At 71.3% G+C, this 22702-nt stretch carries 21 protein-coding genes; 12 read left to right on the top strand and 9 right to left on the bottom strand.

Features of this window, described 5'->3' with window-relative positions; genetic code table 11:
* Positions 1-27 precede the first annotated feature (27 nt).
* Both ABZT93_RS21965 and purU read left to right on the top strand, forming a co-directional pair.
* A complete protein-coding gene (locus ABZT93_RS21965) occupies positions 28-528 on the top strand; it encodes a hypothetical protein (protein WP_356018583.1) in 501 nt (166 codons plus the stop codon).
* Positions 529-574: 46 nt separating this feature from the next.
* Positions 575-1444, top strand: coding sequence for a formyltetrahydrofolate deformylase (gene purU, locus ABZT93_RS21960; RefSeq protein WP_356106764.1), 870 nt, complete (start codon positions 575-577; stop codon positions 1442-1444).
* A 173-nt stretch (positions 1445-1617) separates the two neighbouring features.
* Here purU and ABZT93_RS21955 read toward each other — a convergent pair whose 3' ends face one another.
* Together ABZT93_RS21955 and ABZT93_RS21950 are read right to left on the bottom strand one after the other, a co-directional pair.
* Positions 1618-3072, bottom strand: a complete 1455-nt coding sequence (locus tag ABZT93_RS21955) for a maleylpyruvate isomerase N-terminal domain-containing protein (RefSeq protein WP_356106761.1) — start codon at positions 3070-3072, stop codon at positions 1618-1620.
* Complete coding sequence (locus tag ABZT93_RS21950; protein ID WP_356106758.1) at positions 3069-3650, bottom strand: sigma-70 family RNA polymerase sigma factor; 582 nt, start codon at positions 3648-3650, stop codon at positions 3069-3071. The genes ABZT93_RS21955 and ABZT93_RS21950 overlap by 4 nt, the downstream gene beginning before the upstream one ends.
* Before the next feature lie 315 nt (positions 3651-3965).
* On the opposite strand from ABZT93_RS21950, the gene ABZT93_RS21945 reads away from it, so the two are divergent.
* Together ABZT93_RS21945 and ABZT93_RS21940 are read left to right on the top strand one after the other, a co-directional pair.
* A complete protein-coding gene (locus tag ABZT93_RS21945) occupies positions 3966-4346 on the top strand; it encodes an STAS domain-containing protein (protein WP_356107007.1) in 381 nt (126 codons plus the stop codon).
* 197 nt (positions 4347-4543) lie between these two features.
* Entirely contained in the window at positions 4544-5056 is a 513-nt protein-coding gene (locus ABZT93_RS21940) for an EF-hand domain-containing protein (protein WP_356106756.1), read from the top strand.
* Here the strand turns inward: ABZT93_RS21940 and ABZT93_RS21935 are convergent.
* Entirely contained in the window at positions 5035-6543 is a 1509-nt protein-coding gene (locus ABZT93_RS21935; protein ID WP_356106753.1) for an AMP-binding protein, read from the bottom strand. The two genes, ABZT93_RS21940 and ABZT93_RS21935, sit on opposite strands and share 22 nt — an antisense overlap.
* 147 nt (positions 6544-6690) lie before the next feature.
* On the opposite strand from ABZT93_RS21935, the gene ABZT93_RS21930 reads away from it, so the two are divergent.
* The 3 genes from ABZT93_RS21930 (at position 6691) to ABZT93_RS21920 (ending at position 9765) form a co-directional block, all read left to right on the top strand.
* On the top strand, positions 6691-7824 hold the full coding sequence (locus ABZT93_RS21930) for an acyl-CoA dehydrogenase family protein (protein ID WP_356106750.1): 1134 nt from the start codon (positions 6691-6693) through the stop codon (positions 7822-7824).
* Positions 7825-7921: 97 nt separating this feature from the next.
* Entirely contained in the window at positions 7922-8794 is an 873-nt protein-coding gene (locus ABZT93_RS21925; protein ID WP_356106747.1) for an acyl-CoA dehydrogenase, read from the top strand.
* A gap of 509 nt (positions 8795-9303) precedes the next feature.
* Positions 9304-9765 carry an ATP-binding protein gene (locus tag ABZT93_RS21920; RefSeq protein ID WP_356107004.1) on the top strand — a complete coding sequence of 154 codons (462 nt, stop codon included), beginning with the start codon at positions 9304-9306 and terminating at the stop codon, positions 9763-9765.
* 320 nt (positions 9766-10085) lie between these two features.
* Here the strand turns inward: ABZT93_RS21920 and ABZT93_RS21915 are convergent, their stop codons facing one another.
* Positions 10086-11012 (bottom strand): cyclase family protein, encoded by a 927-nt coding sequence (locus ABZT93_RS21915; protein WP_356106746.1) that lies wholly within the window; start codon positions 11010-11012, stop codon positions 10086-10088.
* A gap of 85 nt (positions 11013-11097) precedes the next feature.
* On the opposite strand from ABZT93_RS21915, the gene ABZT93_RS21910 reads away from it, so the two are divergent.
* The 3 genes from ABZT93_RS21910 (at position 11098) to ABZT93_RS21900 (ending at position 14297) form a co-directional block, all read left to right on the top strand.
* The gene (locus ABZT93_RS21910) at positions 11098-11964 is read left to right on the top strand and encodes an SDR family oxidoreductase (protein ID WP_356106743.1); all 867 of its coding nucleotides are present in this window, start codon (positions 11098-11100) and stop codon (positions 11962-11964) included.
* A gap of 132 nt (positions 11965-12096) precedes the next feature.
* Positions 12097-13248 carry an acyl-CoA dehydrogenase family protein gene (locus ABZT93_RS21905; protein WP_356106740.1) on the top strand — a complete coding sequence of 384 codons (1152 nt, stop codon included), beginning with the start codon at positions 12097-12099 and terminating at the stop codon, positions 13246-13248.
* Positions 13248-14297 (top strand): Zn-dependent alcohol dehydrogenase, encoded by a 1050-nt coding sequence (locus ABZT93_RS21900; protein ID WP_356106739.1) that lies wholly within the window; start codon positions 13248-13250, stop codon positions 14295-14297. Before ABZT93_RS21905 ends, ABZT93_RS21900 begins: the two co-directional genes overlap by 1 nt.
* Here the strand turns inward: ABZT93_RS21900 and ABZT93_RS21895 are convergent.
* Positions 14294-15352, bottom strand: coding sequence for a helix-turn-helix domain-containing protein (locus tag ABZT93_RS21895; RefSeq protein WP_356106737.1), 1059 nt, complete (start codon positions 15350-15352; stop codon positions 14294-14296). The genes ABZT93_RS21900 and ABZT93_RS21895 overlap by 4 nt on opposite strands.
* A gap of 71 nt (positions 15353-15423) precedes the next feature.
* Between ABZT93_RS21895 and ABZT93_RS21890 the strand changes: the two genes are divergently transcribed.
* Positions 15424-16728 (top strand): MFS transporter, encoded by a 1305-nt coding sequence (locus ABZT93_RS21890; RefSeq protein WP_356106734.1) that lies wholly within the window; start codon positions 15424-15426, stop codon positions 16726-16728.
* A gap of 4 nt (positions 16729-16732) precedes the next feature.
* On the opposite strand, the gene ABZT93_RS21885 is transcribed toward ABZT93_RS21890, so the two are convergent.
* The 3 genes from ABZT93_RS21885 to ABZT93_RS21875 all read right to left on the bottom strand — a co-directional run bounded on the left by ABZT93_RS21885 (position 16733) and on the right by ABZT93_RS21875 (position 20418).
* Positions 16733-17311 (bottom strand): flavin reductase family protein, encoded by a 579-nt coding sequence (locus ABZT93_RS21885; protein WP_356106731.1) that lies wholly within the window; start codon positions 17309-17311, stop codon positions 16733-16735.
* Between the two features lie 105 nt (positions 17312-17416).
* Entirely contained in the window at positions 17417-18202 is a 786-nt protein-coding gene (locus tag ABZT93_RS21880; RefSeq protein ID WP_356106728.1) for an enoyl-CoA hydratase-related protein, read from the bottom strand.
* Positions 18193-20418: an acetate--CoA ligase family protein gene (locus ABZT93_RS21875; RefSeq protein ID WP_356106726.1), complete on the bottom strand. Its 2226-nt coding sequence runs from the start codon at positions 20416-20418 to the stop codon at positions 18193-18195. The genes ABZT93_RS21880 and ABZT93_RS21875 overlap by 10 nt, the downstream gene beginning before the upstream one ends.
* 274 nt (positions 20419-20692) lie before the next feature.
* Here ABZT93_RS21875 and ABZT93_RS21870 point away from each other — a divergent pair, with 274 nt between their 5' ends.
* Positions 20693-20938, top strand: coding sequence for a hypothetical protein (locus ABZT93_RS21870; protein ID WP_356106724.1), 246 nt, complete (start codon positions 20693-20695; stop codon positions 20936-20938).
* A gap of 193 nt (positions 20939-21131) precedes the next feature.
* Here the strand turns inward: ABZT93_RS21870 and ABZT93_RS21865 are convergent, their stop codons facing one another.
* Positions 21132-22637: an FAD-dependent oxidoreductase gene (locus ABZT93_RS21865; RefSeq protein ID WP_356106721.1), complete on the bottom strand. Its 1506-nt coding sequence runs from the start codon at positions 22635-22637 to the stop codon at positions 21132-21134.
* Between the last annotated feature and the right edge of the window lie 65 nt (positions 22638-22702).

Genomic DNA, 22702 nt, shown 5'->3' with positions numbered 1-22702 from the left:
CACGTATGGGGGAAGAACGTACGATCGATGACCGTGCAAGGTTCGGAGAACTCTTCCCGTCGCGGCCGTCGCTCCTCCACCATGGGCGGCATGCCTCAGAACGACATGCCGTGGTGGCGCTGGCGCAGCAATGTGCGCTCGGCGCTGCACATGCTCTCCGACCCCGGGTTCCAGCAGAACGTCTGGCTGGCCGGCGTCGAGGGGTACGGGGACGTCACCGACGCGGTGTACCGCCTCGTCGAGGACACCTGGCTCGACAACTGGTCAGCCGAGAAATACGTCGGCACGATCTTCCGGGACTCCCAGGAGGCGGCCCTCGTCGACACCGCCGTGCTGCGGGTGCTGCGGATCATGCACCAGGTCGGGCCGGACGCCCCCGTCTCCGTGTACATGGAGAACCCGGGGTGGCCGGACGCGGTGCGGGCGGCGCGGGACGCGCACGTGCGGATGGCGACGGCGGACGGGGAGGACCCCGACGCGCCGCCGCGCACGCTCCAGGTGCTGCAGATCATGACCCGGTCCGCGTGACGGACACGGTGTCTGCCGCACCGGTCCGTATGCGACCCTGTCCTGCATGAACGAGCAGTCCGCCCCCGCCGATCAGTACGTCCTGACCCTGTCCTGCCCTGACAAGCAGGGCATCGTGCACGCCGTGTCGAGCTACCTCTTCATGACCGGCTGCAACATCGAGGACAGCCAGCAGTTCGGCGACCACGACACGGGTCTGTTCTTCATGCGCGTCCACTTCTCGGCCGAGGCTCCGGTGACGGTGGACAAGCTGCGGGCCTCGTTCGCGGCGATCGGTGACTCCTTCCACATGGACTGGCAGATCAACCGGGCCGAGGACAAGATGCGGGTCGTGCTGATGGTCAGCAAGTTCGGGCACTGCCTGAACGACCTGCTGTTCCGCGCCAGCATCGGTGCGCTGCCGGTCGAGATCGCCGCCGTGGTCTCCAACCACACCGACTTCGCGGAGCTCGTGGGGTCGTACAACGTTCCCTTCCACCACATTCCGGTGACGCGGGAGAACAAGGCCGAGGCGGAGGCGCGGCTGCTCGAGCTGGTGCGGGAGCAGGACGTCGAACTCGTCGTGCTCGCCCGGTACATGCAGGTGCTCTCCGACGACCTGTGCAAGCAGCTCAGCGGCCGGATCATCAACATCCACCACTCGTTCCTGCCGAGCTTCAAGGGCGCGAAGCCGTATCACCAGGCGCATGCGCGGGGGGTCAAGCTGATCGGGGCCACCGCGCACTATGTGACCGCGGACCTCGACGAGGGGCCGATCATCGAGCAGGAGGTCGAGCGGGTGGGGCACGGCGTCACTCCGGACCAGCTCGTCGCGATCGGGCGGGACGTGGAGTGCCAGGCGCTGGCGCGGGCCGTGAAGTGGCATGCGGAGCGGCGGATTCTCTTGAACGGTCGGCGGACGGTCGTGTTCGCCTAGTTCGCCTAGGAGCTCGGGGCTGTCTGTCGGCGGGCGGCTGCGGGTCGTCTGTGGTTGCTCGCGCAGTTCCCCGCGCCCCTTGAGTACGTGCAGTGAACGTGTCTTCAGGGGCGCGGGGAACTGCGCGACCAGCCCCCACTCACCCGCAGCGCCCGACGAACCGCAACCCGCCCCTACATCCGGCTCAAGCTCGCCGCGGCGAACAGCACATCCCTGATCGCCTCACGATCACCCACCTGCCCCGCCGCAGCCTCCGCAGGAGACACATGGCCGGCCGCCAGCCGGCAGAACTCCACGCCGTCCAGCGCCACGTGCGCCACCTCGTGCTCCGCCGAACCCACCGCGGCCGGGGAGTCGAGCGGGATCAGCCATTCGCCGCCGCCCAGCCCCTCGATCTCCAGACGCAGGGTGCGGCCAGGACCCCCGGCGCTCACGAGATGCCGGCCGTGGGTCGGTGACGTCAACCCCTTCTGCCGCCGTTCCGCCAGCACCGCGGGCAGCATCCGCGCCGCCAGGTCGATCATGCGGTTGAGGTGGCGGGGGGACGGGGGGTTGTAGGGGTAGTCGACCGCCTCAGCGATGTCCTCGGCGTGGACCCAGCACTCGAAGGCGCGGTCCAGCATCGCGTCATGGAGGGGGAGCGTGAAGTCGCCGTAGGTCACCTCGAGTCTGCCCGCGGTGCCGCCGGTGAAGGACACCGTGCGGACGAGGTCGTGGCTCTGCTCGCGCCAGGGGGTACGGACCGAGCGGGTCGGCGGGAAGTGCGAGGCGCGCCAGAACGCCTCGGTGCGGCCCGACGGCGTGGGCACGTCCGCGAGGGCCTCGCCCAACGGGTCGTCCAGGCCCAGGGCGACCGCGACCAGGCCGTCGACCGACATCAGGTGGGCTATGACCCCCGCGACCGTCGTACGGCGGCTCGTGGCCTCGTCGGCGTCGAACCAGCGCAGCCTGACCGGGGCGTGCCACTCGGAGTCGCCGAAGTCCTGCAGCAGGGCGTCGAGACGGGCGGTCTCGGCGTCGTACGGCGTGGCCCAGTCGGGAATCGGGATGCGGGGCGGGCGCCGGTCGAGGCAGCCGTCGAGGACACGGGTGCGCAGGCCCGGGTCCAGGTCGAGGCTCTCCGGCCGCTGGAGCAGGCCCACCGCGCCACGCAGCCGCAGCGCCTCGTCGGCGCAGGCGCCGCAGACGCCGAGGTGGTCCTCCACGGCGGCCGTCTCCTCCGCGGAACACGCGGCCAGCGCCCACGCCCCGAGCAGCGACTTCAGTACGCGGTGTTCCAGGACCAGGGGAGCGGGCGGGGCCGGCTCGTCCAGCGCGGGCAGCGGCAGGCCGGTGTCCTCGACGGAGGCGCGGGGGAGGGGTATGCGGGGCGGGTGGCCGGGGTCGGTGCCGTCGCCGTGGCCGTCACCGGGACCGCTCGGGCCGTCCGTTCCCCCGGCGCCGGGGGCGTCTCCGGTGCCTCCCGGACCCTGGCCCGTGCCGCTCGGGCCGTCGTTCCCGGACCCGTCCGCACCGGGGCTGTCGGAGCCGCCCGGGTCGCCGGTGCCCGTGTCGCTGTCTCCGTACCCGAGGCCGTCCGTGTTCCCGCTGTCTCCGGGGCTCTCGGCGAAGTCGCCTGTTCCGCTCATGCCGCGCCCCCGTATCCCGGCGGAGCCCCGGGGGCTCCGGTGTCGTGGGCCGTGGACAGGAGCTGGAGGCCCAGGCGGAGGCGGCGGCGGGCCTCGTCCTCGGTGATGCTGAGGTCGGCGGCCGCCTGGCGGTAGTCGCGGCGCTGGAAGTAGGCCAGCTCCAGGGCGGCCCGCAGCGGGGTGGGCATGGACTGGACGATGTAGTCGGCGCGGGCGGCCACCGAGGCGTGGCGCACCTTGCGCTCCAGCTCCTCGGCGGAGCCCTCGCCGGCCCGGGTGAGCGCGGCGGTCTCAGTGGCGCGCAGCCGCTGCACGGCCAGGCGGTGGGTCAGGCCGGCGACCCAGGAGCGCAGCGGGCCCTGTTTGGGGTCGTAGGACTCGGGGTGCTGCCAGACGTGGACGAAGACGTCCCGGGTGATGCCGTCGGCCGCGTGCTCGTCTCCGAGCACGCGGTGGGCGAGGCCGTGCACGAGTGAAGCGAAACGGTCGTAGAGCTCGCCTAGGGCGGCCGCCTCACCGCGTGCGAGCCGCTGCTGCATCTTGCGGTCCCAGCGGGGCGGTGCGTCCTTCTTCGCCATGCGGCCCCCTCACGCCTGGAAGTGTCCGGGTCAAGCCTGCGCCGACCGTCTCCTCGAATGTAGTCGGCACCTCCGGCAGCGCACGCCCCTTTGTTCCAATGCGCGCCCCCCGAGGGGCCTCAGGTGGTAGTGGACCTTCCCCTACCCGTTCGCTAGGTGATCAGACTCGATCGAACAGGATCGAAGTCGACTAAAACAAGCCTCTTTCGAACCGTTTCCGTTTCTCGGTCTGTGTTTCAGGGAACTGCCGCTGGGCAGCCACGCTGCTAGGAAGCGTAGGAAAGGCTTCCGTTTGCTTTCCGGCGAATGAAGGGCATGGTGGTGGCGTTCAATGTGACCGGCGACGAGCAGGGCGACTGGACTGTGATCAGTGTGTCGGGCGAACTGGACCTGGTGACCTCGCCGGTGCTCCGCGCCCGGGTGCACGACGCGGTGGCCGAGGGCCGCCACAGTCTCGTCCTCGACCTCTCCGAGGTCTACTTCTGCGATTCCAGCGGTGTCGGCGTCCTCATCGCCTCCCGCCGCCTGATCCGATCCTGCCGGGGCGAGCTGCGGCTGATCCTCCCGGCCGAGGGCGCCGCCGAAGGCTCCCACGTCAACCGCGTCCTCGGTGCGCTCGGCGTCCGACGCCTGTTCGAGGTCCACCCGGACCGGGACTCGGCGACCGACGAGGAGGCGGGACCACTGTCCGCCTGAGCCCGTACACCGAGCCCGTACACCCGTAAGCACTCTGTCCGCACGGCTGTGACCTGGGGCACCCCGACTGCCACGTCGTTGTCCCGAAATTCTCCCGGTCTTGGCACAAGCGCCGCCTTCCGGCCCCCGGGGCGCCGCTCGCGTCGTACGCTCCGTGCGAGATGCACCCGATGTGATGTGAGGCGGCCCGAAAAGACATGGTCAGCAGCGAGTACGAGCGCAGGATCGCCGACCGGTTCGCCACCTTCGACCAGGACGGCAACGGCTACATCGACCGCGAGGACTTCAACACGGCGGCCAAGGCGCTGCTCACGGAGTTCGGTACGGCGGCACGTTCCGACAAGGGGCAGGCGCTGTACGTCGGCGCGGAGGCGTTCTGGCAGGGCATGGCGGGCATCGCCGACCGGGACGGCGACCAGCGCATCACCCGCGACGAGTTCGTGAACGGCGCGCTCAAGCGGCTGCGTGACAACCCGGACCGCTTCGCCGAGATCGCCCGCCCCTTCCTGCACGCGGCGATCGCCGTCGCCGACCAGGACGGCGACGGACGCGCCACCGTCGAGGACACCGCGCGCGTGCTGCGCATCCTGGGCGTCGGCGAGGACATCGCGCGGGCCGCCGCGGCCACTCTGGACACCGACGGCGACGGCAAGGTCGGCGAGGCCGAGATCGTGCCCGCCTTCGCGCGTTACTTCACCGTCCCCGAGTAGCGCTCCCTGAGTCTGTACTTCAGGACCTTGCGCAGGGTCTCGTTGCGCGGAAGGGCGTCCACGACCTCCAGCTGCTCCGGCAGCTTGTGCGGAGACAGCCCTGCCGCGCGCAGATAGCCGGTCACGGTGTCCAGGTTCAACACCTCGGCGCCTTCGGGCTGTTCCACCACGGCACACACGCGTTCCCCGCGCTCGGCGTCCGGCAGCCCTATCACCGCCACGTCACCCACGGCCGGATGCGCGGCCAGCAGGTCCTCGATCTCCTTCGCCGAGATGTTCTCGCCCTTGCGGATGATCACGTCCTTGAGCCGTCCGGTGAGCACGAGGTGGCCGCTCCCGGTGAGATGGCCGAGATCACCTGTGCGCAGGTAGCCCGCCTCGTCGAAGGCCTCCGCCGTCTGCGCCGGGTCCAGGTACCCCTGGCACACCGCCTCGCCCTTCAGCCGCACCTCCCCGTCCACGATCCGCACGGACATCCCCTCCGGCGGCCGCCCCTCGGTCGTCGCCAGGTTCTCCACGGTGTCGTCCGGCGCCCCCATGGTGATCATCGGTACCTCGGTCATGCCGTACCCGTGTGTCAGCTGCACGCCCAGCTCCCGTACGACCGCGTGGTAGACCTCCGGCGGCTTGGGGGCCCCGCCGCCGGCGAGCAGTCGCAGCGAGGGAATCACGGGGACACCGGGTTGCTTGCGCTGCTCGGTCAGGAACATCGAGTAGAACGCCGTCGAACCGCCCGCCACCGTCACCCCGTGCCGGCGGTAGCCCTCCAGCGCGTCCGGCAGCGCGAACTGCTCGAACATCACCGCCGGGAAGCCGTACAGCAGCAGCATCACGGTGTAGTCCGGGCCCGCGATGTGCGCGTACGGGAAGGCCATCGACCCGACGTCGTCGGCCGTGAGGCGCAGCGCGTGCGCGAGGCAGGAGCCGCCCGCGATCAGCGAACGGTCCGTGTGCAGAACGCCCTTGGGGTCTGAGGTGGTCCCCGAGGTCCAGTAGATCCACCGTACGGAGGTGCCGTCGGTGGGTGGGGCGGGGAGGACGGCCGGGTCGCCGTCCGGGAGGTCGTCGTACGCCTCGAAGAGCCCCTTGGCGCCGAGCCGCCGGGCCATCTCCGTGTGGTCGAAGCCGCGCCAGACGCCGGGTACCGCGAAGAACTCCGCCTTCGACTCCCGGAGGGCGAAACCGACCTCGCGATCGCGGTAGAAGGGGATGACGGGCGACTGTACGGCGCCCAGGCGGGCCAGGGCGAAGGAGAGCAGGGCCGTCTCGATACGGGTGGGCAGCTGCCATGCGACGACCGTGCCGGGACGTACGCCCATGTCGTACAGGCCGGCCGCGACCCGTTCGGCACGCGCGCGTAGCCGGCCGAAGGTGAGGATCCGCTCGTCCTGGAGGAGGACCGGGCGGTCGGGGGTGAGGTCGGCGCGGCGGGCGACCAGTTCCCAGAGCGTGCGGGACGCGCTGAGCGCGTGGGCGGTGTCGGTCACGGTGGCCCCCTTGTGGAGCGACAGAGCTGACGGATCGTCAGATCGTGGCAGAGCGTAGGGCTCGACGCCTTGTCGGTCCAGGGGTGTGCGACCTAGCCTTCGTGCACGAGCTGTATCTGACGGGTTATCAGATATGGGGTGCCGCTCATGGATCTCGCCTACACGCCGGAGGAGGAGGAGTTCCGGGCGCGGCTGCGTGAGTGGCTCGCCAAGGCGCTCCCCACCCTGCCGCCCAAGCCGTCCCCGCAGGACTGGCCCGCACGCAGGGCGTACGACCTCGGCTGGCAGCGCATGCTCTACGACGCCGGGTACGCGCACGTGCACTGGGACGCGTCGCCCACCACACGGCTGATCTTCCTGGAGGAGACGGAGACCGCGGGCGCGCCCTACGTCGGCGCCGGGTTCGTCGGCCTGCTCCACGCGGGCCCGACCATCGCCGCCGAGGGCACGCCCGAACAGCGGCAACGCTGGCTGCCGCCGATCCTGCGCGGCGAGGAGGTCTGGTGCCAGGGGTTCAGTGAACCGGACGCCGGGAGCGACCTCGCCTCGCTCCGCACCCGCGCGCGCAGGGACGGCGACGACTATCTGGTCACCGGGTCCAAGATCTGGACCTCGCACGCCGAAGTCGCCGACTGGTGCGAGCTGTTGGTGCGGACGGATCCGGCGGCTCCGAAGCACCGCGGGATCAGCTGGCTGGCCATGCCCATGTCCGCGCCGGGTGTGGAGGTGCGCCCCCTGCGGACGCTCGCCGGGTCCGCCGAGTTCGCCGAGGTGTTCCTCGACGAGGTGCGGGTGCCGGTGGCGAACCGGGTGGGGGAGGAGAACGACGGCTGGCGCGTGACCATGGTGACGTTGTCCTTCGAGCGCGGGACCGCCTTCGTGGGCGAGGTGGTCGCCTGCCGGCGGGTGTTGGGTGAACTGGCCCGTACGGCACGGGAGAACGGGCGCTGGGACGATCCCGTGCTGCGGCGACGGCTGGGGCGGCTCAACGCGGAATTCCGGGCGCTGTGGCGGCTCACGCAGTGGAACGTGAGCGAGGCGGAGGCGAGCGGTGGGGTGCCGGGGGTGGGAGGGTCCGTCTTCAAGCTCCGGTACTCGCATGCGCGGCAGGAGCTGTACGACGTGGCGGCCGATGTGCTGGGCGTGGAGTCGCTGGATCTCGAACAGCCCTGGGTGCTCGACCGGTTGTCCTCGCTGTCGTACACGATCGCGGCGGGGACCTCGCAGATCCAGCGGAACATCGTGGCCGAGCGGGTTCTCGGATTGCCGAAGGGGCGGTAGCGGTTGCCTGCCGGGTGCGGGTCCTTCGTGGCGGGTCGCGCAGTTCCCCGCGCCCCTGGGTGGGACACCGCGGCCCTCGTCGAGAGGAGGACGTCACGTGCGGTTTCAACTGAGCGATGATCAGCTGGCGTTGCGGGACGGTGTGCGGGGGTTGCTCGCGCGTCGGTTCGACGGTGGGGCACTGCGGGCTGCCGTGGACTCGCCCGTGCTCGACCGTGCGCTGTGGCGGGAGCTCGGGACCGCCGGGTTCTTCGCGCTGCGGGTGCCGGAGGCGGACGGCGGGGTCGGACTCGGGTTGCCGGAGGCCGTGTTGGTCTTCGAGGAGGCCGGGCGGGTGCTGTTGCCGGGGCCTCTGGTGGCGACCCACCTCGCGGCGGGTGTCGTGGACGGGGCCGCCGAGGGGGAGGCCGTCGTGGCCGACGTCGACCGGGACGGGCTCGTGGAGTGGCTGGACGAGGCGGACGTCGTACGCGGGGACGCCGCCGGAGCCGTAGCCCTGAAGTCGGTGGACCCGCTCACTCCGCTGCATCGAGCGCCGGTGGCGCACGCGCGTGCGCTCGATCCCGTCGTCGTGCTCCTCACCGCCGCCGAGCAGCTGGGCACGGCCGCGCGCGCGTGTGAGCTGGCCGTGCAACACGCGCGGACGCGGGAGCAGTTCGGGCAGCCGATCGGGGCCTTCCAGGCGGTCAAGCATCTGTGCGCGCAGCTGCTGGTGCGGGCGGAGACGGCCCGGGTGGCGGTGTACGCGGCCGCCGTGACCGCGGACCCGGTGGACATCGCCGCGGCCCGGCTGCTGGCCGACGAGGCGGCCGAATGGGGCGCCCGGGACTGTCTCCAGGTGCACGGCGGGATGGGCTTCACCTGGGAGTGCGAGGTGCAGCTGCTTCTGAAGCGGGCCTGGGTGCGGGCCCGGCGGGGCGGCGGTGGTGCGGAGAGTGAGGAGTCACTCGCCGTCGATCTGTTGGCCTGAGGCACCCCCGGCCAGCCCGGTCTCCGGTGCCCCCGGAGCGGATGTCGCGGATTGTGGCATACCGGAATCACGGAGCGTTGATATCGGGTTGTGTCCTATGTGTGACTCGTCACGTCCTGGAGTCGGCGCCCCGCTCCGGTACCTTGTGTGAGATGCGAGTGGTTCCGAGCATGAGCCATGCCGGTGTTGCCGATGGGGCGGCCCCGGATCCGGCGGTGCGCGCCGCTGCTCGCAGGGCGGAAAGGCCTGTGTCCACCGCCTGTTCGACTCCCCGGGGCGAGCGTCGCACAGTATCTCGCAGGGGTACTCCTTCGCGCTGGAATATGCCCGAAGCGCTTGTTGGCGTGACTGTAGGTCAACCATGCTGTGCCGTAAGGGATTCACGTTCTGTGACCCCGGCTTTGGTCATTGTTCTGGTCATGCAAAAAATGGCTACGATCGTGGCCCTCGTGAGGCGCGAGGCCATGTGCCCGCCGGTTCGGATGGTGTGAGCGGTGCAGGTGCTTCAAGTGCAGCTGGAGATCAGGCCCGACCCCGCGGAAGTGGGGCGAGCCCGGCGATGGGCCCGTTCGCGGCTCTGCGTGTCCGGGGTAGGGGTCGACGAGTCACTCGTCGAGACCCTGATCCTGCTCGTGTCCGAACTGGTCACCAATGCCGTGGTGCACACCGGCCGTCCGGCCGTCCTGCGGCTGTCCCTGCCGGGTGCCGAGGCGGAGTCGGCCACCGTCCGCCTGGAGGTCGCCGACCGCAGCGACCGGGCCCCGGTGCCGCGCTGTGTGGACGGTGACGCGACCGGCGGTCGCGGCCTGGCCCTCGTCGACGGCCTCGCGGACCGCTGGGGCTGGAGCCCCGAAGGCGCGGGCAAGAGCATCTGGTGCGAACTCGACCGCTGTGAGCGGCCGCGGCAGGGCACGCAGACCTACGGCATCGAGGCCTCGGCCTACGAGGGGCTGGCGTTCGAGGCGGTGTGACCGGCGCACGGTCGCAGAGACCCCCGTTCCCCCTTCCTCGGTACGGGGGCGGTGCGCCGGGACGTGCTCCCGTGCGCGGTCGTGACAAACGGGTCGTAAGTAATAAATCCCCGTGCGGGTGTTGACGCAGCGTGTTCGATTGATGACGCTGGTGGTCAGCGATTCGCCGCGAGGGGACGCCGAGGGTTTCGGTGACGGAAGCCCTCGACGAGTGCGGATCGTGACGCGGTGTCGATTTCCTCAGGGCGGAAGGAAGTCGATGACGGCGGCGCGCGATGCCGTGCTCGGGGCGGCCCTGCGCGCGCCGCCGGCCGACCTCCTCACAGGACGGCCACCGGGGCCACGGGCGTTCCGGTACCGCCGACGAACGGCTCGGGCATCGCGGACAGCAGGAACGCGTACCGGCCACTTTCTCCACAGGCTGTGGACAACTCCTCCAGGTTCCAGTTCTGGCCCTGGAGCATCCCCATCTCCACCAGATCCAGCGCGTGCACCGGCAGCCACAGGTCCTCGATCTCGGGCGGGAAGATCTCGAACGTGAGCGTGTCGTTGGCGACCGCGGCCACATCGCGCGCGTGGAACCACTCCGGGGCGCGCACCGACAGACCCGGCGAGGGATAGGCGTACGCCTCCCTGTCCCCGGCGAGGTACACCTGCATCTGCCCGGTCCGTACGAGCACCACGTCCCCGGCGCGCACCCGCGTGCCCGCGAGTTCCTCGGCGGCCTCCAGGTCCTCGGGGGTCACCGCGTGCGCCCCGTCGAGCCGGTCCACGCCCCGCGCGCGGGCCACGTCGAGCAGCACCCCGCGCGAGACGACGTACCGCGCCTTGTCGATACCGCTGAACTCGGCGCCGCCGTGCGGGGTGATGGTGCCGGCCGGGCGGCCGTTGTAGAGCATGCCCGAGTGCGAGACATGGGTGAGCGCGTCCCAGTGGGTGGCCGCCTGCAGGCCCATGGTCACCGCGTCGTCGCTGCACGCCACCGTCCCCGGACCGAAGATCTCCTGGTTGATCTGCACCATCACGTGCAGCGGGTTCACCCGGCCCGGCATCATCCCGGTCTGCACGCCGTCCTGCCTGAGGGGGAGGGCGAGGGGGACACGACGACCCGTGCGGACGGTCGCGGCTGCCTCGCGGACTACCTCGTCCGTGATCAGGTTCAGGGTGCCGATCTCGTCGTCGGCTCCCCAACGCCCCCAGTTGTTCACGCGCTTGGCGATGTCGTGGAACGCGGCCGGAAGTGACATCGGGCCCTCCCCGGGGCTTGTGTCCGCACATCTGACGGGTCATAAAATCTAACGGTCCGTCAGAAACCGCGGGAAGGGGCCGGGCGTGGGGAACTTCTTGGCAGACAGGGTCGTCGCCGTGACGGGCGCGGGACGGGGGATCGGGCGGGCGGTCGCGGTGGCCGCGGCGGCGGAGGGCGCGCGGGTCGTCGTCAACGACTACGGCGTCTCGATCGACGGGGCGTCCCCCGCGAGCGAGATCGCCTCGGGGGTGGTGAAGGAGATCGAGGCGGCCGGGGGCGAGGCCGTCGCCGTGGCCGACGACATCTCGACGATGGCGGGTGGGCAACGGGTCGTCGACACCGCGCTGTCGTCCTACGGGCGGCTCGACGGCGTCGTCTGTGTCGCCGGGATCCTCCGTGAGCGGATGCTGTTCAACATGTCCGAGGACGAGTGGGATCCGGTTCTCGCGACCCATCTGAAGGGGACGTTCACAGTCTTCCGGGCGGCCGCCGCGGTGATGCGGCAGCAGCGGGCGGGGACGCTGATCGGGTTCACCAGCGGCAACCATCAGGGGTCCTTTTCGCAGGCCAACTACAGTGCCGCGAAAGGCGGGATCATCTCGCTGGTGCGCAGTGCGGCTCTCGCGATGCACAAATACGGAGTGACCGCGAACGCGGTGGCGCCCGTTGCCCGTACCCGGATGTCGGCGAACGTCCCCTTCGACCTCGCGGAGATCGGGGAGCCGGAGGACGTGGCCGCGATGGTGGTCTATCTGCTGTCCGAGCGGGCCCGGGAGATCACCGGGCAGGTGTACACCGTGGCGGGGCCGAAGATCGCGGTGTGGGCCCAGCCTCGGGAGTTGCGCGCCGCGTACGCCTCCGGCGGGTGGACGCCGGAGTCGATCGCGGAGTTCTTGCCGGGGTCGGTGGGGGTGGATCCGATGCCGTTGCTTTCTGGTCCGGGCGCCTAATGGGGTGGGGTGCGTGTTGCTTGGCGGCTGCGGGTGCGTTGTGGCTGGTCGCGCCCACGCGGCGGAGCCGCACATGGATACAGCCCCGCGCCCTGGGTGGGATGCCGGGCCCGGTGTGGAGAGGAGGCCCTCGTGGAATTCGGGTTCACCGATGAGGACGAGGTGTTCCGGATCGAGGTGCGGACATGGCTCTCCAGCCACGCCGATGGTGCTCAGGACCGGCGTACCTGGGAACGGACCCTCGGCAAGTCCGGGTGGATCGGGCTGGGTTGGCCGGAATCCGGCTATGGGAATCGCACCGCCACGCTCACCCAGCAGGTCGTCTGGGCCGAGGAGTACGCGCGGTCCGGGGCGCCCGCGCGGTCCGGGCACATCGGGGAGAAGCTGCTCGCGCCCACTCTCCTCGCTCATAGCAGTGAGGAGCAGAAGGCCCGCTTTCTTCCTCCCGTCGCCGCCGGGGACGAGCTGTGGTGTCAGGGGTACAGCGAACCCGGGGCCGGGTCCGATCTCGCCGGGGTGCGGACCAGGGCATCGCTCGCGTCGGACGGGTCGTATCGGATCAGTGGGCAGAAGATCTGGACCTCGCTCGCGCATGAGGCGGACTGGTGTTTCGTGCTCGCCCGGACCGATCCGGAGTCGAGCCGGCATCACGGGCTGTCCTTTCTCCTCGTGCCCATGGACCAGCCGGGGCGCATCGAGGTGCGGCCCATTCGGCAGCTGACCGGGACCAGCGAGTTCAACGAGGTCTTCTTCGACGGGGCGCACGCGCGCGTGGAGCATGTCGTCGGGGGCGAGGGCAACGGCTGGCGGGTCGCCATGAGCCTGCTGGGGTTCGAGCGCGGGGTGTCCACACTGGCCCAACAGGTCGGTTTTGCCGAGGAGTTGACGCTAGTGGTGCAGGCGGCCGTACAAACGGGTGCGGTCGCCGATCCGGTCGTACGCGCTCTGCTCGTACGGCAGTGGGCGGAGTTGCGGGTCATGCGGTGGAACGCCCTGCGGACACTGGGGAGTTCGGGGGACGCCGGGGCCCCCAGTGCGGCCAAACTGCTGTGGGCGGGCTGGCACCAGCGGCTCGGGGAGCTGGCGATGCTCGTGCGCGGGGCGCAGGCCACGGTCGGGCCCCGGGAATGGGCCCCTTCCGCGCCGTACGAACTCGACGCGCTTCAGCAGCTGTTCCTGTTCTCGCGGGCCGACACGATCTACGGCGGCTCGGACCAGGTCCAGCGCACCATCATCGCCGAGCGCGTGCTCGGTCTGCCCAGGGAACCCAAGGGGGTCGTCTGATGCGCGGCGTGCTGTTCGACGGGAAGCAGGTCCAGGTCGTCGACGATCTGGAGGTACGGGACCCGGGGCCCGGCGAGGTGGGGGTCGCGATCGCGGCGGCCGGGCTGTGCCACAGCGACCTGTCCGTCGTGGACGGGACCATTCCGTTCCCGGTTCCGGTGGTGCTCGGGCATGAGGGCGCGGGCGTGGTGGAGGCGGTGGGGGAAGGGGTCACGCATGTCGGGCCCGGTGACCACGTGGCGCTGTCCACGCTGGCCAACTGCGGTGCCTGCGCCGACTGCGACCGGGGGCGGCCGACCATGTGCCGCAAGGCGATCGGACGGCCGCAGAAGCCCTTCTCGCGGGGCGGGGAGCGGGTGTTCCAGTTCGCGTGCAACTCCGCCTTCGCGGAACGGACCGTGGTGAAGGCCGTGCAGGCGGTCCGGATCCCGAAGGACATCCCCTTGCCGTCCGCCGCGCTCATCGGGTGCGGGGTGCTGACCGGGGTGGGAGCCGTGCTCAACCGGGCCCGGGTGGACCGGGGGGAGAGCGTGCTGGTCATCGGGACCGGGGGGATCGGGCTCAACGTCATCCAGGGCGCGCGGATCGCGGGGGCGTCGCGGATCGTGGCGGTGGACGCCAACCCGGCGAAGGAGGCGGCGGCCCGGCAGTTCGGGGCGACGGACTTCCTGACCTCGACGGAGGGCGTACGGGACCTGCTGCCGCACGGGGTGGACCATGCCTTCGAGTGCGTCGGCCGGGTCGAACTCGTGCGGGCCGCCGTCGACCTGCTGGACCGGCACGGCCAGGCGATCCTGCTCGGGGTCCCGGCGGCGGGCGCGGAGGCGTCCTTCGTCGTCTCCTCGATGTTCCTGGACAAGGCCATCCTCGGCTGCCGCTACGGCTCCTCGCGGCCGCAGCGGGACATCCCGCTGTACGCGGACCTCTACCGGCAGGGCCGGCTCCTCCTCGACGAACTGGTCACGCAGACCTATCCGATCGAGGACTTCGAGAAGGCGGTGGAGGACGCGGAGGCGGGGCGGGTGGCTCGGGGGGTGCTGACCTTCTAGCGCTGGGCGCTCAGGCCGTCGTACCGCCGGGCAGGGGCGTCGAGACTCCCGCTCCCGGCCCGGAACGTACGGCGGTACGCGGTCGGGGTGACGCCGAGGGCCGTCTGCAGGTGCTGGCGCATCGACTGGGAAGTGCCGAAGCCCGCGTCGTGGGCCACCTGGTCGACGGAGAGGTCGGTGGACTCCAGGAGGTGGCGGGCCCGCTCCACCCGCTGCTGGGTGAGCCACTGGCCGGGGCTGACACCGACCTCCTCGCGGAAGCGGCGGGTGAAGGTGCGTACCGACATGGCCTCCTGCTCGGCCATGTCCCGCAGCTGGATCGGCTCGTGGAGGCGGCCGAGTGCCCAGGCGCGGGCCGAGGTCGTGGTCGACTGCTGGGGGTCGGGCACCGGCCGATGGATGTACTGCGCCTGCCCGCCGTCGCGGTGCGGTGGTACGACGGTGCGGCGGGCCACCTCGGTGGCGACCGCCGTGCCGTGGTCCTGGCGCACCATGTGCAGGCACAGGTCGATGCCGGCGGCGACGCCCGCGGAGGTCAGGACGTCACCGTCGTCGATGAACAGGACGTCGGGGTCGACCCTGACCTGTGGGAAGAGCCGCTGGAGTCGGTCCGAGTCGGCCCAGTGCGTGGTGGCGGGGCGGCCGTCGAGGAGGCCGGCGGCGGCCAGCACGTAGACGCCGGTGCAGATGGAGGCGAGGCGGGTGCCGGGGCGGATGTGGGCGAGGGCGGCGGCCAGTTCGTCGGTCAGTACGCCCTGCTCGAAGACCGGGCCCAGTTCGTACGAGGCCGGGACGATCACGGTGTCGGCGGTGGCCAGGGTCTCCGGGCCGTGCTCGACCTGGACGGCGAAGTCGGCGTCGGTCCGGACCGGGCCCGGCGGCCGGATCGAGCAGGTGACGACCTCGTACAGATACCGTCCCTCGGCGTCCCTGGGGCGGCCGAAGATCCGGTGCGGGATGCCCAGCTCGAAGGGGAGGACACCGTCCATGGCGAGGACGACCACGCGATGCGGGCGGAACTCCCGGTCACCGGGGGCAAGACGGTCACGGCTCATGGCCCGATCCTAACGAATGCTGGCCTTCGGGCCAATGGATCCGGGAAGCCGCAGGCCGCAAGCTCTGTGTCGTGACCCAGACAACCGAAGCCGCCGTTCAGGCGTCCCAGCCGGAAAAGCAGCCCGCACGCATCCATCGCGCCTGGTTCGTCGCCGCCGTCACCTTCGTGACGATCATCGGCGCGGCCGCCTTCCGCTCACTGCCGGGCCTGCTCATCGACCCCCTGCACGAGGACTTCGGCTGGTCGCGCGGCACCATCGGCGCGGCCGTCTCCGTCAACCTCGCGCTGTACGGCCTGACCGCGCCCTTCGCGGCGGCGCTGATGGACCGCTTCGGCATCCGAAGGGTCGTAGCGGTCGCGCTGACCGTGATCGCGGTCGGCTCGGGCCTGACCGTGTGGATGACGTCCGCCTGGCAGCTGATGCTCTACTGGGGCCTGCTCGTCGGTCTCGGCAGCGGATCGATGGCGCTGGCCTTCGCCGCGACCGTCACCAACCGCTGGTTCACCGAGCGGCGCGGCCTGGTCACCGGCATCCTCACCGCCGCCTCCGCCTCGGGCCAGCTGATCTTCCTGCCGGTGCTGTCCTGGATGGTGGAGAAGCACGACTGGCGCCCGGCCGCGATCACGGTCGCCCTGGCCGCCCTCGCGGTCGTCCCCTTCGTCTGGCTGCTGCTGCGCGACCACCCGGCCGACGTGGGCCTGCGGCCGTACGGCGCCACGGAGTTCGTGCCGAAGCCCGCTCCGGTGACGGGCGCCGCCCGGCGGACGATCAAGGTCCTCTTCTCGGCCGCCCGCACCGGACCCTTCTGGCTGCTCGCCGGGACCTTCGCGATCTGCGGCGCCTCCACCAACGGCCTGATCCAGACCCACTTCGTGCCCGCCGCCCACGACCACGGCATGCCCGTCACGGCCGCCGCCTCACTGCTCGCGGTCATCGGCGTCTTCGACGTCGTCGGCACGGTGGCCTCCGGCTGGTTCACCGACCGCTTCGAACCGCGCCGCCTGCTCGCCGTCTACTACGCCCTGCGCGGCATCTCGCTCCTCTTCCTCCCCATGCTGCTGGCGCCCTCGGTCCACCCGCCGATGCTCTTCTTCATCGTCTTCTACGGCCTCGACTGGGTCGCCACCGTCCCGCCCACCGTCGCCCTGTGCCGCGAGCACTACGGCGAGGACAGCGCGATCGTCTTCGGCTGGGTGCTCGCCTCCCACCAGGTCGGCGCCGCGCTGATCGCCTTCCTCGGCGGCCTGGCACGGGACGTGTTCGGCACGTACGACATGGTCTGGTACGCGTCGGGCGCGCTGTGCGCGGCGGCGGCGCTGATGGCGCTGGTGATCCGGCGCCGCCCGGCGAACACCGTGCTCGCGGCGGCCTGACGGCCTAGAGGAACCGGCCCTGGTGGAACAGCAGCGGAGCCTCGCCCTCGCCCGTCCCCAGTACGTCCACCCGCCCCACCACGATGAGATGGTCCCCGCCGGTGTGCACCGCGTGGATCGTGCAGTCGATCCACGCGAGCGTGCCCGCGAGGCGGGGGGAGCCGGAGGCCGGGGCCGGGTCGTGCGGTACGCCCGCGAACTTGTCCGCGCCGCTCACCGCGAACGCACGGCACAGCCCGCCCTGGTCGGCGCTCAGGACGTTCACGCAGAAGACGCCGGCCCGGGCGATGCGCGGCCAGGTCGTCGACGTACGGCCGACCATGAAGGCGACGAGCGGTGGGTCGAGGGAGAGGGAGGAGAAGGACTGGCAGGCGAAGCCGGCCGGCGGCGAGCCGGGGGCCGTGATCACCGTGACACCGGTGGCGAAGTTGCCCAGCACGCGCCGGAACTCGGCCGGGTCGACCGGTGCCCGTTCGTCCTCGCGCACACACCGCAGCTCCGGGCGGGGCAACGCCTCCACGGCGAGCGCCTTCCCGGACCTGAGGTAGCGGACGGCCGCTTCCGCCGTCCCCGCTTGTCCCATCACACCAACCATTGAAGCTGACGCTGTGTCAGATGGGAAGGGGTCGGGACACGCGGGCGGGGGGCCGCGCCGGGGACCTGCGGATTCTGACAAGGGACTGGGTACTCAACGGCCCCGGTACTCGGGGCTCCTGCGCTCCACGAAGCTCGCCACGCCCTCCCGCGCGTCCGCCGTCGTCATGTTGATCTCCTGCGCGGCGGCCTCCGCGGCGAAGGCAGTGGCGCGGTCGCTGTCCAGGGAGGCGTTCACGAGCTGCTTCGTCAGGGCGAGCGCACGGGTCGGGCCGGAGGCGAGGCGCTCGGCCCAGGCGCGGGCCGTCTTGGCCAACTCCTCGTCCGCCACGACCCGGTTGACGAGGCCCAGCCGTTCGGCTTCGGGCGCGGTGAGGGCGTCGCCGAAGAACATCAGTTCCTTCGCCCGCTGCGGGCCGATCAGACGGGGCAGGAGGTAGGCGCCGCCGCCGTCGGGGACCAGGCCCCGGCGTACGAAGACCTCGATGAACCTCGCCGACTCCGCGGCCAGCACGAGATCGCAGGCGAGGGCGAGGTGCGCGCCGAGACCGGCCGCGGTGCCGTTCACGGCGGCGACGACCGGCTTCTCGCAGTCCAGGACGGCGGCGATCAGACGCTGGGCGCCGAGGCGGATCGTACGTGCGACGTCACCGGGGGCCACCGCCCCCGGTGCCCCCCGCAGATCGGCCCCCGCACAGAACCCGCGCCCGGTACCGGTGAGAACCACGGCACGCACATCCGGATCGGCGGACGCCTGCGCCAACAGCTCGATGATCAGGTCCCGTTGGGCGGGGGTCAGGGCATTGAGGACCTCGGGCCTGTTGAGGGTGAGGTACGCGACCTGGCCGTCTACGGTGTGCGTCACCTCGCTCACCGGCACACCACCAACGCGTCCAGCGCCACCGCCCCCTGCCCCCGGTCCAGCACCATCAGCGGGTTGATGTCGAGCTCCGCGAGATCGTCCCCGAGCTCCATCGCCATGCGCTGCACGCGGAGCACGACTTCCACGAGCGCGTCGACGTCCGCGGGGGGCCGCCCCCGGACCCCGTCCAGCAGGACCCGCCCGCGCAGGTCCCCGAGCATGTCCCGGGCCTGCTCCTCACCGAAGGGCGGCACGCGTACGGCCGTGTCCCGCAGCACCTCGACCAGGACCCCGCCGAGCCCGACCGTCACCGTCGGTCCGAACAGCTCGTCGTGCGCGGCCCCTACGACCATCTCGACACCCCGCTCGACCATCTGGCAGACCAGGACGCCGTCCAGGGAGACATCCTCGTAGCGGGCGATGTCGGTCAAATCGCGGTAGGCGTCCCGTACCTGGCTGGCGGAGGTCAGCCCGATCTTCACCAGGCCCAGCTCGGTCTTATGGGCGATCTTCGCGCCGGACGCCTTCATCACCACCGGGTAGCCCACCAGTCCGGCCGCGCGCACGGCCGCCGCCGCGCTGGTCACCAGCTGCTCGCGCGGCACCCGGATCCCGTACGCCCGCAGCAGCTGCTTCGCCGCGTGCTCGCTCAGCTGCTGGCCGGGGCGCATCAGGGCCTGGGCCTTGCGGAAGGAGGGCGAGGGGGTGCGCGGGGCCTCGTCGAAGGGGGAGCGGTAGCCGGTGACGAAGCGGTGGTGGTCGAGGTAGGCGCGCACGGCGGTGATGCAGTTGCCGACCGTGCGGAAGGTGGCCACCCGGGAGGAGCCGAGCAGGACCTCGCGGTAGGCCGGCTCGGTGCCGACGGGCGAACCCCACACCACGCACACCAGCTTGTCGGTCTGCTCGGCCGCGTCCACCAGGTCCTGCACCAGCCGGTCGCTCAGCGGCGGGAAGGGCCCGGTGACCGGGCAGATCAGCACCCCGACCGACGGGTCGGCGAGGATCGCGTCGATGATCTTCCGGCCGCGCAGGTCCCCGACCGGGTGGCCGCCGTTGTCGACGGGGTTGGCCACGCTCAGGAACTCCGGTATCCACTGGTGCAGTTCGGCCTGCTTGGCCTCCGACAGGGCGGGCAGCTTCAGGCCCGCCTCCGTGGCCAGGTCGGCGAAGTGGGCGCCGGTGCCGCCCGAGATGGAGTAGACGACGACCCCTTCGGCGCGCGGCGGCCTCGCGCGGGCCAACAGGGCGGCGGTGTCCTGGAGTTCGTCCAGACCGTCGACGCGGATCACGCCGTACTGCCGCATCGCGGCGTCCACCACGGTGTCCGCGCCGGTGAGTTTGCCGGTGTGGGAGGCGGCCGTGCGGGCGCCGGTCTCGGTGCGGCCGACCTTGACCGCGACGACCGGCACCTTGCGGCGGGCGGCCCGGTCGGCGGCGAGCAGGAAGGAGCGGCCGTCCTTGAGGCCCTCCAGGTAGCAGGCGATGGCGCCGACCTCGGGTCGCTCGGCGAGGTAGGAGAGGAAGTCGGAGGTCTCCAGGTCGGCCTCGTTGCCGGTGGGGGCCCAGTGGGTGAGGCGGATGCCGAGCTCCTGCAGGGCGAAGACCGGACGGCCCTGGTGACCGGACTGGGTGATGAGGGCGATGCCCGGCCCGTCGAGGTCGTCGCGGAAGGTCGAGAAGGCGTTCAGGTTGGTGTTGGGCCCCAGCAGGCGCATTCCGGATTCCGCCACGGCGGCAGCGAGACGCTCCTGAGCCGCGGCCCCCTCCTCGCCGGTCTCCGCGAATCCGGAGGCGAAGACGACCGCGAACTTCACCTTGGCCTCGGCCAGTTGCTCGATCAGCGGGAGCGGGTCGGCGACCAGCAGGACGGCGAGGTCGACCTGCTCGGGCAGTTCGGCCACGGACGCCACGCAGGGGATGCCGAACACGGACGGGCGGGTCGGGTGCACCGGATGCAGCCGGGCGCCCACCCGGTCCGCCCAGTCGATCAGCTGCCGGGTGACACCGGTGTTCGGGCGGCCCTCGGCGTCCGAGGCGCCGATCACGGCGACCGACTCCGGCCGGAAGAAGCGGTCCAGATCGGGGACGGCGGCGTACAGCGGCCGCCCGCCGACATCGAGATCGTCGACCTCGGCGGGCCGGCCGTGGACGGCGGGCCCGGGTTGCTCGCCGCACGCGATGACCCGGGCCCGGCGGGAGTCGGTGGTGAGGGTGCCGTGGGTTGATCCAAGCATCGGTCCGCCCGCTCCTGTGTGACAGCTCTATTAACTGACGCTCTGTCAGATTACAGAACTGACGTCGTGTCAGGAACTGTTGGGGAGTGAAATCAATGGACCGCTGTATGACTGGCTGCGAGCCAGGAGAGTCTCGACATCCCGGGTGCGGTGCGCCGGCTCGTTTCGGCATCGCCCTGGGGAAAGCCCTGGCCGAGGATCAACTGGTGGGCGCGGGACCGAGGTCGGCCGGCGAGGGCACCGACGATCCGCCCCGGCTGCGGGAGGAGGCGCGATGCAGCACGCCGAGGTGGTCGCCAAGAACATCACCGCCCAGATCAAGGGCGAGCAGCCGGAGGCCACGTACCAGCCGCTCGGCTTCCCGATGATTCTGCTTCCGCTCGGCCCGAACGGCGGTGTCGGACAGCTGCCCTCGCCCGACGGCCCGTTCCAGGCCCCCGCCACGATGGTCTCCGAGTACAAGGGCTCGGGCCTGTTCACAGGCCGCTTCGTCGGTCAGCTCGGCCCCACGGCCGCCTGACCCCACCGCACCTCCTCAGCCTGCCGCGCGGGCTCGACGGTCATCCAGGATTCCCCCGCATCGACCGGCGAGCCCTCGCGGCGTTCGTGATGCCGCCCCAGGAGCGGACGGGACGCCATCCACGCCATCCACCGGCGGACTATGCGATCGCACAGATGTTCTTCGACGTGGAGTCCGCCGACGGCGGCCCCGGCTACAGCACCGCCAGCACCTCCTTCGCCACCCGCTCGCCCGACCGCACCGCACCGTCCATGAAGCCCATCCAGTGGACCGACGTCTCCGTCCCGGCCCAGTGGATGCCACCGACGGGGGCGCGCAGGGCGGGGCCGTACTGGGTGAGCACGCCGGGCGCGCCGATGGAGACGGGGCCGCCGCGGGAGTAGGCCTCGTTGTTCCAGCGTTGCAGGACGAAGGAGGTGGGGGAGGCCGCCTTCGGGCCGAAGTACGTCACGTAGTCCTTGAGGACGGCCGCCTTGACCTCCGCCTCGCTCGCCGCGTCGTACTTGCGGGCCTCGTCGGCCTCGATGAAGCCCATCAGGGCGCCGTAGGAGGCGTCGGGCGGGGAGTTGTCGAAGGTCGAGCTGATCACACCGGTGTCGCTGACGACCTGGCCGTTGAGGCCGTCGGCCCGCCAGAACGGGGTGTCGTAGATGGCGATCGCCTTGCCGACCGAGGCCATCGGGAGGCGCTGGGTGAGCTGGTCGCGGGCGGCGGGCAGCAGCGGGTCGTAGGTGATCCGGGCCGCGAGCGGCGGGGGTACGGCGACCACGACCCGCTTGGCGGTGACGGTGACGCCGTCGGCCGTGACGACGTACTTCGCGCCGGACCTGGCGATCGTGCGCACCGGGGCGTTCAGCACCACCCGGTCGCCCAGCGTGGCGGCGAGCTTGATCGGAACCAGCTGGGAGCCGCCGACGAAGCGCAGTTCCTGGGCACCGCCCGCGGTCTCGGTGAGGCGTTCCAGGGTGCCGGGGGTGGTCTCGTTGCCGGCGGCGGCTATGTAGAAGAGGACGAACAGCAGGGAGAGTTCCCGGGGTTCGGCCGAGAAGATCGACGTGCAGGCCACGTCCAGGAGGAACTTGGCCGAGGGGATCACCGCGTTGGCGCGCAGCCAGGTCTCGAAGGTCTGCCGGTCCCACTCCTCGGCCTTGGCGGCGGTCCAGGGGGCGTCCACCGGGACCTGCTTGGCCATGTCGTCTAGGGAGGCCTGCACGATCGCCGCGTTGGCCAGTCCCGCCGCGTCGATCGGCGGGACCGAACCGAGGAGGCCGTCGGTGGCGTACGGGGTTTTCTTGCCGTCCTTGTAGAGCAGGTTGTTGCCGGTGTTGTAGGTGGCGAAGGTCTGCACCCCGAGCGAGTCCGCGAGGGCCTTGATGCGGTCCTGGGTGGGGCCGATGAACTCGCCGCCGCCCTCGGTGACACCGCCGTTGGCCAGGGGCAGGTTGAGGACCCGGCCGCCGACCCGGTCACGGGCCTCCAGTACGACGACGGTCTTCCCGCCGGCGACCAGGTCGCGGGCGGTGGTGAGCCCGGCGAGACCGCCGCCCACGATCGCGACGTCCACGTCACGGGTGGCGGCGGAGGCGGGGGAGGCGGCGGTGCCGGTGAGGGTGACGGCACCGGCCGCGGCGGCGGCACCGCCGAGCAGGGAGCGCCGGGTGAGCCGGGGGAGCGGGGGGAGCTGTCTTTCGCGTGCCACGTGAGTCCTCCGTGGTGGAGAGAATGTGGAGCTAGAACATGAGGAGTGTTCACATTCTGGCCCTG

The organism is Streptomyces sp. NPDC005303 (genome assembly GCF_040607335.1).
Lineage (GTDB): Bacteria > Actinomycetota > Actinomycetes > Streptomycetales > Streptomycetaceae > Streptomyces.
This window is presented reverse-complemented; position numbering and strand designations above follow the sequence as displayed.

Coding starts and splice junctions, on each gene's coding strand:
- ABZT93_RS21955 (WP_356106761.1), bottom strand. CDS start 3,072: ATGAGCGGAACAGGCGACTTCGCCGAGAGCCCCGGAGACAGCGGGAAC.
- purU (WP_356106764.1), top strand. CDS start 575: ATGAACGAGCAGTCCGCCCCCGCCGATCAGTACGTCCTGACCCTGTCC.
- ABZT93_RS21900 (WP_356106739.1), top strand. CDS start 13,248: ATGCGCGGCGTGCTGTTCGACGGGAAGCAGGTCCAGGTCGTCGACGAT.
- ABZT93_RS21945 (WP_356107007.1), top strand. CDS start 3,966: ATGGTGGTGGCGTTCAATGTGACCGGCGACGAGCAGGGCGACTGGACT.
- ABZT93_RS21885 (WP_356106731.1), bottom strand. CDS start 17,311: ATGGGACAAGCGGGGACGGCGGAAGCGGCCGTCCGCTACCTCAGGTCC.
- ABZT93_RS21940 (WP_356106756.1), top strand. CDS start 4,544: ATGGTCAGCAGCGAGTACGAGCGCAGGATCGCCGACCGGTTCGCCACC.
- ABZT93_RS21915 (WP_356106746.1), bottom strand. CDS start 11,012: ATGTCACTTCCGGCCGCGTTCCACGACATCGCCAAGCGCGTGAACAAC.
- ABZT93_RS21950 (WP_356106758.1), bottom strand. CDS start 3,650: ATGGCGAAGAAGGACGCACCGCCCCGCTGGGACCGCAAGATGCAGCAG.
- ABZT93_RS21930 (WP_356106750.1), top strand. CDS start 6,691: ATGGATCTCGCCTACACGCCGGAGGAGGAGGAGTTCCGGGCGCGGCTG.
- ABZT93_RS21965 (WP_356018583.1), top strand. CDS start 28: ATGACCGTGCAAGGTTCGGAGAACTCTTCCCGTCGCGGCCGTCGCTCC.
- ABZT93_RS21895 (WP_356106737.1), bottom strand. CDS start 15,352: ATGAGCCGTGACCGTCTTGCCCCCGGTGACCGGGAGTTCCGCCCGCAT.
- ABZT93_RS21870 (WP_356106724.1), top strand. CDS start 20,693: ATGCAGCACGCCGAGGTGGTCGCCAAGAACATCACCGCCCAGATCAAG.
- ABZT93_RS21875 (WP_356106726.1), bottom strand. CDS start 20,418: ATGCTTGGATCAACCCACGGCACCCTCACCACCGACTCCCGCCGGGCC.